The sequence below is a fragment of the Methanoculleus sp. UBA374 genome, from assembly GCA_002508705.1.
Lineage (GTDB): Archaea > Halobacteriota > Methanomicrobia > Methanomicrobiales > Methanoculleaceae > Methanoculleus > Methanoculleus palmolei.
Genome location: DAYL01000032.1, coordinates 20,807 through 32,483, shown reverse-complemented (window position 1 = coordinate 32,483; position 11,677 = coordinate 20,807). Strand labels below are relative to the sequence as shown.

Sequence of the window (11,677 nt, the reverse complement as noted above, 5' to 3'; positions counted from 1 at the left end):
GTGGACCTCGCCTTTGACGAGTCTCTGTTCAAGAAGGTCATCGGGGTTCTTGTGATCGCCATCGCCGTCGTCGGTGTCGTTGCCGTCCTCTGGTTTTCCGGCATCGGCTTTCCCGGCCAGGAGCAGGAGCCGGCCCCCGTCACCCCGGACCCCTATCTCCCGGACCCCGGGACCGAAGAGGAGCCTCCGGAGGAGACGCCCGCCGGGCCGAAGTCCTACAACTGGTCGTATCAGGGAGCCGGGATGACGATGGACCTCTACATCCCGGAAGATACCTACGAGCGTTTCCTCTCCCCGGCATACGGGTCGGGCGAAGACAAACCGCAGCGCATGGCGGAGTATGTCGTGACCGACGGCGACGACGGGGTCGTCGACGCCGTTGCAGATTGGTTCCTTGCCACGTCCCGTGAGTCGGGGTTCGGCGACAGCGATACCGTCTCTAACGTCCTCGCCTTTGTGGCGAGCCTCAACTACACCACGGACGCGGAACGCCTCGCCTCTGCCGATTACTCGAACTACCCCGTCGTAACCCTTGCCGGGCAGGGAGGCGACAGCGAGGACCATGCCATCCTTGCCGCCGCCATCCTTGACCGGATGGGCTACGGCGTCTCCCTCCTCTACTACCCCGCAACGCATGACCGGCGCACGATCATCCCCGAAGCCACCGCTCTCGGCCTCGTCACCGACGGTACAATCCCCGGGCGGCTCTATTGGGCCGTGGCGGAGGCCCCCGCAGGCAGGTTCGCCTACTTCCCGGAGAACGGGACATATGACGGGTCTCTCCCCGCGAGCGGCGATCCTGCATCGGGGTGGTTCTCCGGCGAAGCCGTCTGGCAGAACGCCACCGGATCGGGCACCTTCGAGGACGTGCGCTACTATCCGGCGAACCGGACGTTCGTCGCCGGGGCGGAAGTGCCGGGTCTCCATACGGTCGTCGTGGAGGATGCCGTCTGGAACCAGCCGATCATCGTCTCGGCGGCCTGGGCCGTGAACACCACGGAGAAAGGCGTCGACCGCAGCGCCTACGACGGGATGGACCCGTTCTTCAACGGCGGAGACGGCCTCTGGCTGGGTCACGTCCTCTCGCGCGACGACCGGCTCGATGCCGGCACCACCGTCGCCGGGAGCCAGCCTCTCGGGGAGGCGCCCCCGTTCTCGGCGAACGAAAGTCTCACGTCGGCTCTTCGCATCCCGGTCTCCAATCCCTCCCCGCCGTTGCTGACCTGGCTTGAGCCGGTCCGGGATTATTACACGGGCACCTGGTACCCGGCCGGGATCTCCTGGACCTACGACGACAAATGGCGGATCCACGACAACTTCCTTGAGATGCGGGACCCGCTGCTCCAGAACCGGGAAGCCTATTCGCTCTGGGGCGTCACCGAAGTCATCGCCCCGGTTCCCTGGCGGGTCGCCTACACCGTGCAGAATATGGACGAAGACCGTTCCGATAAGGAGATGACCCCGTACAGCGACGTCCGGTTCGCGCTCTACCGCATCGAAGACGGTGCCGCCGTCTTTGACCGAACCTTCGGCTGGCAGACGGTCTACGGTGCAGATATGCGAAAGAATGAGGCGGTTTTCGGTCCCGGCGACTACGCGCTGGCGGTCTTTGTCCGGAACTGCGAGGTGGACGTGACCGTCGAGTATCACGGCAAACCGGCAGAAACAGCCTACCACGGAGGGATATGATGTTCGACTTCTCTTCCCTGTTCGGCAGGAGGGTGAAAACGACCCCTGCCGGGGACGGTGTTGTCGCAGACGAAGTCCCCGACCCCGGCCCGATGATCCTCGAACTCCCGCCCGCCGACCCGGCCCTGGACATTGTAGAACGGTACTGGCTGGTCCCCCCGTTCTCCTACGTCAACATCTTCCGAAAGGACGCGATCACCCTCGGCTACGAGGTTGTCGAGCCAAAGGTAACGGAGAAAGAACTGATCGTCCTGGAAGAGACGTTCGAGCAGCTCCGGGCAACGCTCATCTACGACACCGCCCGCAAAAGAGGCGAACTCGGTCTCGATCCGGACCTCCTCAGGAGAGTGATCCGCTCCTTCGACCCGGAGATCGCCGACGACCGGGTGGAGGTACTCATGTACTACCTCCGGCGCAATTTCCTCGGCTACGGAAAGCTCGACCCGCTGATGAACGACGACCGGATCGAAGACATCACCTGCAACGGCCCGGAGATCCCGATCTTCCTCTATCACCGGAGGTACGCCAACATCCAGACGAACTGCGTCTTTGACGGCGAAGAACTGAACAAATTCGTGCTCAAACTCGCCCAGAAGGCCGACAAACAACTCTCCCTCTCGACCCCGCTCATCGATGCCGCCCTTCCCGAAGGCTCGCGAGCACAGATCACCTACTCGGACATCGTCTCTTCCCGGGGGAGCTCGTTTACCGTCCGGAAGTTCCGCGCCGACCCCCTGACTCCGGTCAGCCTCATCGACAACAACACCTACGACGCCGACCTGATGGCGCATATCTGGCTCGCGGTCGAAAACCGCAAAAGCATGATCGTCACCGGGGGAACGGCAAGCGGAAAGACCTCGACGATGAACGCCATCTCGTTCTTCATCCCCCCGGTGGCAAAGATCGTCTCCATTGAGGATACCCGTGAGATCCAGCTCCCACACATCAACTGGCTGCCGATGCGGACGCGGGAGAGCGCCAACGTCAGCGGCACCGGCAACGTCGGCATGTTCTACCTCCTCAAAGCGGCGCTGCGTCAGCGGCCCGAGTACATCATTGTCGGCGAGGTGCGCGGCGAAGAGGCGCAGACCCTCTTTCAGGCGATGAACACCGGACACACCACCTACTCCACCGTTCACGCAGGAAACGTGCAGGAGACGGTGAACCGCCTGACCCACGAACCCATCAACGTCCCGGTGGCGATGTTCAACGCCCTCGACCTTATCCTGGTGCAGAGCCTCCTCTACGAGGGGGGGAGAGGGTTCCGCCGGTGCCTCTCGTTAAACGAGATCCGGGTCGTCGACGACCAGGTCCGGTGGGAGCCGCTCTTTACCTGGGACCACCGGACGGACCGGTTCGTCAGGGTCTACGAGCGGTCGGCCGTCTTTGACGATATCGCCTACCGGAACGGCTGGGACCGGGAGCAGCTCGAAGCCGCCATCGCCGTGCGAAGAGACGCCCTCACGGATATGATTCACCAGGGCGCTCTCTCTCCTTTGAAGGTCGGGCAGATGGTGCAGGAAATGATGGTGCGGGAACAGCAATGACCGATATAGCGACGTTCCGCAACTTCAGGGATGAGCTGGCGCACTCGCTGCTCTCGGCGCACATACCGATCCCCGCCTCCCGGTATCTTCAGTACGGCCTGGTCATAACCCTGCTTGCCGGTTTCCTCTACATCCTCTCCGTTCTCCTCCTCTCCATCCTCGGGGTCGAGGTGAACATCCTCCCCTTCCTCCCCTACGGCGTCACCGTCCTGCTCGGTTTCGTCGCCGTCGTCGGCCTGCTTCTTCTTCTTATTTACCTGTATCCTCTCCTCCAGGCGCAGGGGCGCCGGACGCGGATCGAGGCGGACCTTCCCCATGCCGTCACCTACATGCAGGCGCTCTCCTCGACCATGACGCTCTACGGCATCTTCCGGAGCGTTTATGAGGCGGGCGACCTCTATGGGGAGGTTTCAAAGGAGTGCGGGCTCATCGTCAGGGACGTGGAGGTCTTCGGCCTCGATCTCCTCACCGCGATGCGAAACGTCCAGGAGGTCACGCCGTCCGCCAACTTCAAGGAACTGATAAACGACCTTGCGCTGGTCTACCGGAGCGGCGGCAACCTCACCAGTTTCTTCAACTCCAAGTCCGAGACCTACCGCGAACTTGCGCGGCAGGAGCAGGAGTCGCTCCTCCAGATCCTGGAGATGATCGCCGAGGTCTACGTGACGGCGTTCGTCGCCGGGCCGATCGCGATCATCATCATGCTGGTGGCGCAGAACCTCGCCGGACAGAACCAGCTCGCGGGCATCATGCCGCTCATGTACCTCGGCCTCCCGCTGGGGGCGATTGCCCTCATCTTCATCCTCTACGTCCTCCTTCCGCCGGACAACCTCGACGTCGCGCGCCGCGAGATCCGGGAGTCCGAGTTCGGCACCGAGATCCTGGATGCCGAAACCGGGGGCGAGCCGGACGAAAAATTCCTCAAAAGCCTCGAGTCCCGGAAACGCTGGCTGCGCATCTTAGAGATCCTCCGCCATCCCGTGACCTTCTTCATCTCCGACTATACGGTCGGGGCGGTGATCGGCGTGGGGGCTCTCGGTGCGCTGTTCCTCAGCTTGCAGTTCAGCTTCTTCGAATCGCTCTTCCCCACCTACACCATGGAGGTCTTCCTCTGTCTTGCCGTCATCGTGGCCGTGATCCCGGTGATGATCGCCTACGAGCTGCGCCGCCGCTACGTCATGGCGGTCGAGAAGCAGCTGCCCGAGTTCCTCGCCGAGATCGCGGATATGCGCGACATCGGCATGACGCTGCAGGGCGCCATCTTCATGATCGCCAACACCAAGATGGGCGTTCTCTCCCACGAGATAAAGGTCGCGGCCGATGAACTCAGGCTCGGCTCCAGCGTTTCGGGTGCGCTTGTGCGGATGGAGGAGCGTATCGGTCTTGTCTCGGTGAAGCGGGCGATCTCCCTCCTGGTGCGGGCAAGCGAGGTGACCGATTACATCCGCGAGATCCTGACGATTGCAATCAACGACCTCCAGCACTATATCAAGATGAAGGCGAAGCGGTTGAACGTCTCGTTCGTCTACCTCGCCGTTATCTACCTCTCGTTCGGCATCTACCTCTATTCGGCGTACCAGCTGAACGTCGCTTTCATCTCAAGTTTCTCCGCATACGACGTTACCTTCGATATCAGTGCGAACGTCCGCGAAATGTTCCATGTCGGGATCATCCTCGGGTTCTTCTCGGGGATCATGGCGGGGCAGTTATCTGCGAACAGTATCCTTGCCGGCCTCAAGCATGCCTGCGTGATGCTGGCCGCGACGGTGATCCTCTTTGTCTACATAATATGAAGGCGGTTTCATGAAAGGCAGATTACAGCACGACGAAGCGGTCTCCTCGGTCATCGGCGAGATGATCATGATCGCGCTGGTCGTCATCCTCGTAGCCCTCTTTGCCACGTCGGCGTTCTCCCTGATCCCGGGCGGCCGGGAGCCGAGCGTCGATGTCGCGATGAAGAATGCGAACGGCACTTCCGTGGTGGAAAACGACACCGTCGTGATCTTCTGGCATAAAGGGGGCGACTGGGTGGAGAAGAAGGACCTCGCGGTGGTCGTTATCCGGAAGGAGGATGGGATCAGGGAGGAGTATTCACACCGTGACTTCGACCTCCGCGACCACGCCGACGACGGGACCGCAGCGTTCGATCTCGGCGGATATCTGAATGTCACGCTCAACCCCGAGCTTAAACGCGGGGATATCGTACGGCTGATCACACCGAAGAACGTCATCTATTCGGGGGAGGTCCCATATCCAAGGGTGGTCCCATGATGGAGAAGGACGACGCGGTCTCGACCGTGATCGCGCTGATGCTGGTCCTCGGCATCATTGTCACGCTGATCGCGATCTACTCTGCAACGTATCTTCCCGGGCTGAAGCAGCAGTCCGAGATCGAGCACTCCCGCGAGGTGGCGGACGCCTTTGCCAGGTTCGGTTCGGATATCGATCATGTTGTCTCGGGCAGTCATGTTGTCTCGGACAGGACGAGCACCCGGTTCAGCGAGCCGTTCTCCCTCGGGGGGGGTGATATCCTCTTAAGCCCGGTCCGGTCGAGCGGTTCGGTCACGATAACACAGGTGCCTCTGGTGAACGTAACCGTAACCAACCAGACTGATGCGATGATGACTGGAAATGCCTCCCTGGTGAACGTCTCCTACGTGCCCTCGTTCACGGCCTGGGAGCCGCAGGGCTACCTCTGGGAGTACGGGTTCGTTGCGGTGACGAAAGACAACGTGACGGTGCCCCAGTCTTCGAGTTACAACAACGTCTCCGGGGCACGGGCCGACAGCGGCGAGTTCCTGCGCTCTTTCATCGACATGTCCCGATTCGGGAATGAGATCGTGATCACCCTGGTGAACCTCACCCCTCCCCCTCCGAAAGAAGGCGGGTCGTTCGTCACCGGGAGCGGAAGAGCCGTGCTCAAGCTGAATGCAACCATTCCAGAGCCAGACCGGATCGCCGGCGTAACTAAGCTCGTCTGCAACGATTCCGTCACTCCTTACCTCAACCTCACTACTCTCAACCCTTCAGCCGGGATAAAGGGTCATCTGGAGACACTCTGCAACGATACGATCGAGGACCACCCCTACGATAGGTACTATTTTGAGGAATTGTCCCAGATTCACATGCATACGCTTACGTTCGAGCCTTCCGTGAACGTGACCCTCCGGATCGTGAACGTCGAGGTGGGCGTATGGTAGACCGGGAGGCGGCGGTCTCCTCGGTTATCGGGGTAGTCCTTCTTCTCGCAATCGTGGTCATCCTCGCCGCGCTCGTCGCCTCGTTCGCCGGCGGGGCCGCCGATACAAAGGACCCTCCCCCCTCGGTGGACCTTGCGGTGTATTCCGCCGGAAGCGGGGATGACTTCACCCTCGTCTTCGAGCACCGGGGCGGGGACCAGGTCCGGCTCCGGGACCTCAGGGTCAACACCTGGGTCCACCTGGAGGACGGGGAGCTGCGTGCCGCATCGTACGACTTGAGGGAGGAGCTGGAGAAGGAAAAGCCGTTGAAGTTCATTGAGAACCTTGGTGGAACCGATGTCTGGAGGACAGGAAACGGTTCGAGCACCGGGAACCAGGAGGAGACCGCCGGGTTCCTCGACCTTCCGGAGGACGAACTGGAGGAGTGCATCGGGCGGTCGGCCGTGGTCGAGGTGGCGGTCTACCACCTGCCGAGCGGGGTTCTCCTGCATAAGAGCAGCATTCTCTTAAAGGAGCGGTGAATGGCATGAAGTATGATGGATATTTTTCCGATGACGCTGTGTCCGAGGTGATCGGCGTGATGCTGATGATCTCCGTGACGCTGATCATCGTGGCCCTTGTGGCGGTCTACGCCACCGGTGCGGCCGGGGATACCACGCAGCCGATAAAGGCGGACCTGGTCGCCTCCGGGACGATGGTAGATAAGGACACGGATGCATATCAGGTCGTCTTCGAGCACAGGGCCGGGGATGCGTTCGACGTCGATCAACTGGCGGTGAGCATCGGTTTACGCGAAAATTCTACCCTGCGCATGATACTCAGTAACGACGATACGGGGGAGCGTATCGCGTGCTTTGACCCGGACGAATCGATCGTTCGACTGGGGGACCGGTTTAAAGTCTCCATCGGCGAATATGATAAGGATAATGGCAACGTCACCCTCGGGGGCAGCGAGATCGAGTGTGGTAAGTACCACCTGACCTACCGCTTCATCGACCGGCGGGCCGGTGCGCCCATATCATCGGGAGAGATTTTGATCGACCCGCCGGAGGGTACTCCCTGACGTTCACTGCGCCGAGGACTCTATCTTCACAGGCCCGGGGCGGGGCCAGCCGTGCTGACCGGCGTGACCGCCCCTTCATAGTAAGGCGGCAGTGACACGGTCACCCGGGACGCCGGCCCTCGCTTCTTTTTTGAATCGCTGCGATGCTCCCGGCGGCGGTCGGTGGCTCGATCCGTGCAAGAATACGGCAGCATGGCAGTCCCGGCCCCGGAGGGCTCCTGCCGCCCGGACTTCCGGGACGGTCCGACGAACCGGGGTGTTGACCCCCACGAGAACCTTAGATAGATTCTTATACCTCTAGGCTTACTATGGCCCATCCTCTCCGCGAACGGTGTTTCAGACACTGCTTCACAGTTGAATACCGACCGTCAGGACCGCAGATCCCATAACCAGCATCCCTAACAGGGCCCACCATTTCACTCATCTTCGGATAACGCATGCAATCACCGGGGCGTGTGAGGGAGCAACATCAAACCAGAAGATGTGACATATGATGCGAAACCTCAGTTTGATAATTGTGCTGCTGGTCTGCACGCTCGTCGCGACGTCGAGCGCGGCCGCAGTACACTTCTCGGTAACCTGGAACAAAACCTACGGCGGGCCGGACGCAAACGACTCGGCATACACCCTCCTTTCGTGTCCGGACGAGAAAGGATACCTCTTCGTCGGTGATACCGGTCCGCTCGGGGTAGGGGAACGTAACGCCTGGGCCGTCAACCTGACCGGAACCGGAGACGAGCGCTGGAACCGGACGTTCGACGCCGGCGGGGGGGATGCCGCGCGGGCGCTGGTCAACACAGCCGACGGGAACTACCTCTTTGCGGGGTCACTCATCCTCGATCCCCGGGGAGAGATCGTCTGGAACAGGACGTTTTATGGGGCCGACGTCAATGCATCGTCATACGCGGCCGCAAAGACCCGTGACGGCGGCTACGTCGTCGCCGGGACGGTCACACCCCGGGGGTCCTCTGCCACCGATATCCTGGTGATCAAGGTCAACGCCACCGGGGGTGAAGACTGGAGACGGACCTTCGGCGAACCGGACCGCTCTGATGCCGCATACTCGGTCATTGAGACTACCGACGGCAACATCGCCGTCGCAGGGAGCACTGAGTCGTTCGGGGCGTCCGCCACCGACGCCTGGGTCGCGAAACTCGACCCCGCAGGGGCCGAGGTCTGGAACACGACATTTGGCGGCCCCGGAAATGATACCGCCCGGGCGCTCGCGGCGGCACCGGACGGAGGCCTCGTCTTTGCCGGGAGTTCCGTGAGGTGGGGTGCGGCCAACCGGACCGAGAGTGATGCCCTGGTTGTCAGGATGGGGTCTAACGGCAGGGTTGCCTGGAACCGGACCTACGGAGACGCGGGGACGAACGAGTCCGCCGAATCGATCATCGCCACGGCCGATGGAGGATATCTCTTTGTCGGGGAGAGCGGGCAGAATCCTGCCGGAGGTGACGCCTGGGCCGTCAAACTCGACAGCTTCGGGGGAGTTAAAGGAAGCATGACGCTCGGCGGGGCCAACCCGGGAGACCGGGCGGCATCGGTCGTCCAGGTATCGAACACCGAGTACGCCTTTGCCGGGACGTTCAACGCGACCGGGAAGGATGGGGCGGTGGATACCGATGCCTGGGTCGTCAAATTCACCGTAAATCCGCGGGCTGTGTCGAAAGCATCTTCACAACCGTTGAACCTGCCGGAGAACTGCCCGACGCCGACGAACCCGGAGCCCACACCCACTGCTACATCCACTGCTACACCTACTGTTACACCCACTGCCGCACCATCCTCGATCGGTGACTTCGTCTGGAACGACACCAACAGAGACGGCATCCAGGACTCTGGAGAACCGGGGATCGAAGGCGTCAACGTTACGCTCCTGGATGCGGAACTCTGTGAGGTCGCCGCAACGAAGACCGGTGCGGACGGCAGGTACCTCTTCGCCTGCCTTACGCCCGGAGACTACGTCGTGAAGTTCGTGCCCCCGGCGGGAATGGTCTTTACGAGGCAGGATGTCGGTGACGAGGATGCGTGCGACAGCGACGCGAACCGAACGACCGGCAGAACAAACCAGATCGCCCTCGGGGCCGGGGAGACGCAGGACGGGTGGGACGCCGGATTCATCGTGCCGCAGCCGGAGACAACCGGGTCGGTTGACGGTTTTGTCTGGATAGACACGGACGAAGACGGCATTCAGGACTGTGAGGAAACGGGGCTTCCCTGCGCCTCAATAACGCTCTACTGCACAAACGGCACGCCCGTCGACGCCACGACGACCGATACGGCAGGGCGATACCTCTTCACCTGTCTGCCGCCGGGCGACTACTACCTGATCTTCGACCCGCCGCAGGGCTACACCTTCACTGCCGCATGCCAGGGCGGCGATGACACCCTTGACAGCGACGCGGACCCGGCGACCGGGAGGACAGAGAACGTTACGCTCACCGAGAATAGGACAGAGGCCGCTCTGGATGCCGGGATGGTTGCAGCGACTCCGCCTTCCGGGGAGCCGGGTATCGTCACCGGCTTCGTCTGGCTTGCCATTGACTTAATCGATGAAATTCGCGGCAATGATGATGCTTATTCGGGTATCTGCGTAGAACTCAGAAGTGCCGACGGCGTACTGGTAGACTCGATGATCACCCGGGACGACGGCGTGTACACCTTCTGTGTCGACGAGCCCGGGTGCTACTACCTCCGGTTTGCGCCGTCGAAGCGGTCCAAGGTAACATTCGTCACGCCCGGCCCTTGGAGCGACGTCGACCCCGAGACAGGGACAACGGATACGTTCGACGTTGTGCCGTCAGAGACCGTAACGCGGGATGCAGGGCTGGTCATGGGCGCCCGCGCGTTTTCAGGGGGGGTCTGGTACGACCTGAACGCAGACGGCATCCGTGACCCGGGTGACCCGGGTGTCCCCGGCATCCGCATCCACCTGTTCAATCCCAAGCCCTCACTGATCGGCGGTACAGTCACCGATTCCAACGGCTCATACGGCTTCCCGAGCCAGAAGTGGTCTTACTGGGGCTACGGCGGCGTCTCCTTCCCTCTTCCAGACGGCTACTCTTTCACCGTCCCTGGCCAGGACAGCGATGCCAGGAGGGACGGGGGTTACGCAGATGCGGAACTTGGAACTGAGGGATTTGTGGAAGTCGGGGGAGAAACCCTGAATGCAGGTCTCGTCGGGGAATACCAGACCGAAACCCCGGCGGCAGCATATGGCTGGGTCTACGGAACGACCTGGTACGATAATAACAGGGACGGTGTCTGGGATCACATGGGAGAGGGCATATCCGGCGTCGAGGTCCGGCTCCTGGATGCGGACGGCGCTGTGGTGGCGTCGGCCCACACAAGAAGTACGGTCTACTTCGCCGGGGCAACGTACCTTTTCGGTCCCCTCCTGCCCGGAGAGTACTCCCTTGAGTTCATTCCACCGGAGAATTACGTCTTCACAAACCCCGGCGGGGACAGCCACGCAGACCCGGCGACCGGTATGACCGATCCTTTCACGATCAGCGGGGATGATACAGTCGTCAGGGATGCCGGGATGTATTATGTAGAGCCGCCACAGCCGCCGAGTTTTGTTGCCGGCACCGTCTGGAACGACACCAACGCTAACGGCGCCCGGGACACAGACGAGCCTGTTTTCCCGGGTGTCCGCGTAGAACTCAGGACTCCTGACGACAGGCTGTTGAACTCCACGATCACCGGAGACGACGGTGAGTACATCTTCCGTGTCGACGGGGATTGGCGCTACTTCCTCCGATTTGTGCCGCCGGAGGACTTTGATTTCACCGCTCCCGGCTCCGGGAGCGACGTCGACCCCGGGACGGGAACAACGGATCGGTTCTCCGTTGCGCCGTCGGAGACGTTAACGCTGAACGCAGGGCTGATCAGGGAGGTTCCGGGGGAGACCCGGGTAACACCGGACGGGACCCCGGTGACCCTGGACGGGGACACGGTAACGCCGGACAGGACCCCGGTGACCCTAAACGAGACCCGGGTAACGCCGGATGATACTCCGGTGACCCTGGACGGGGACACGGTAACACCGAATGATACTCCGGTGCCACCGAAAGGGACGGAGGCCGGAAAGGAGGTCTGAGCCACCCGGACCTCTGCTGCATCGGGGCATGTCCCCGCCGGGGACCGCGGCCACGGGAACCGGTTCTCCCGTG

Annotated in this window: 8 protein-coding genes; all 8 read left to right on the top strand. The window is 61.8% G+C overall.

Going from position 1 to position 11,677, the window contains the following annotated elements:
- The 8 genes from BRA42_RS10525 to BRA42_RS10490 all read left to right on the top strand — a co-directional run bounded on the left by BRA42_RS10525 (nucleotide 1) and on the right by BRA42_RS10490 (nucleotide 11,604).
- Nucleotides 1–1,689, top strand: coding sequence for a hypothetical protein (locus BRA42_RS10525; protein ID WP_292410646.1), 1,689 nt, complete (start codon nucleotides 1–3; stop codon nucleotides 1,687–1,689).
- Entirely contained in the window at nucleotides 1,686–3,236 is a 1,551-nt protein-coding gene (locus tag BRA42_RS10520) for a type II/IV secretion system ATPase subunit (protein WP_292410644.1), read from the top strand. Before BRA42_RS10525 ends, BRA42_RS10520 begins: the two co-directional genes overlap by 4 nt.
- A complete protein-coding gene (locus BRA42_RS10515; protein WP_292410642.1) occupies nucleotides 3,233–5,029 on the top strand; it encodes a type II secretion system F family protein in 1,797 nt (598 codons plus the stop codon). The genes BRA42_RS10520 and BRA42_RS10515 overlap by 4 nt, the downstream gene beginning before the upstream one ends.
- A gap of 10 nt (nucleotides 5,030–5,039) precedes the next feature.
- On the top strand, nucleotides 5,040–5,507 hold the full coding sequence (locus BRA42_RS10510) for a type IV pilin N-terminal domain-containing protein (RefSeq protein WP_292410641.1): 468 nt from the start codon (nucleotides 5,040–5,042) through the stop codon (nucleotides 5,505–5,507).
- Nucleotides 5,504–6,436, top strand: coding sequence for a hypothetical protein (locus BRA42_RS10505; protein ID WP_292410640.1), 933 nt, complete (start codon nucleotides 5,504–5,506; stop codon nucleotides 6,434–6,436). Before BRA42_RS10510 ends, BRA42_RS10505 begins: the two co-directional genes overlap by 4 nt.
- The gene (locus BRA42_RS10500; protein ID WP_292410638.1) at nucleotides 6,430–6,957 is read left to right on the top strand and encodes a type IV pilin N-terminal domain-containing protein; all 528 of its coding nucleotides are present in this window, start codon (nucleotides 6,430–6,432) and stop codon (nucleotides 6,955–6,957) included. The genes BRA42_RS10505 and BRA42_RS10500 overlap by 7 nt, the downstream gene beginning before the upstream one ends.
- 5 nt (nucleotides 6,958–6,962) lie before the next feature.
- Nucleotides 6,963–7,499 (top strand): type IV pilin N-terminal domain-containing protein, encoded by a 537-nt coding sequence (locus BRA42_RS10495; protein ID WP_292410635.1) that lies wholly within the window; start codon nucleotides 6,963–6,965, stop codon nucleotides 7,497–7,499.
- 490 nt (nucleotides 7,500–7,989) lie between these two features.
- Nucleotides 7,990–11,604 (top strand): SdrD B-like domain-containing protein, encoded by a 3,615-nt coding sequence (locus BRA42_RS10490; protein WP_292410633.1) that lies wholly within the window; start codon nucleotides 7,990–7,992, stop codon nucleotides 11,602–11,604.
- Nucleotides 11,605–11,677: the final 73 nt, after the last annotated feature.

Bases quoted from the DNA above. Each gene is read 5' to 3' on its own strand.
- BRA42_RS10520 (WP_292410644.1), top strand. From the start codon at position 1,686: ATGATGTTCGACTTCTCTTCCCTGTTCGGCAGGAGGGTGAAAACGACC.
- BRA42_RS10515 (WP_292410642.1), top strand. From the start codon at position 3,233: ATGACCGATATAGCGACGTTCCGCAACTTCAGGGATGAGCTGGCGCAC.
- BRA42_RS10510 (WP_292410641.1), top strand. From the start codon at position 5,040: ATGAAAGGCAGATTACAGCACGACGAAGCGGTCTCCTCGGTCATCGGC.
- BRA42_RS10505 (WP_292410640.1), top strand. From the start codon at position 5,504: ATGATGGAGAAGGACGACGCGGTCTCGACCGTGATCGCGCTGATGCTG.
- BRA42_RS10500 (WP_292410638.1), top strand. From the start codon at position 6,430: ATGGTAGACCGGGAGGCGGCGGTCTCCTCGGTTATCGGGGTAGTCCTT.
- BRA42_RS10495 (WP_292410635.1), top strand. From the start codon at position 6,963: ATGAAGTATGATGGATATTTTTCCGATGACGCTGTGTCCGAGGTGATC.
- BRA42_RS10490 (WP_292410633.1), top strand. From the start codon at position 7,990: ATGATGCGAAACCTCAGTTTGATAATTGTGCTGCTGGTCTGCACGCTC.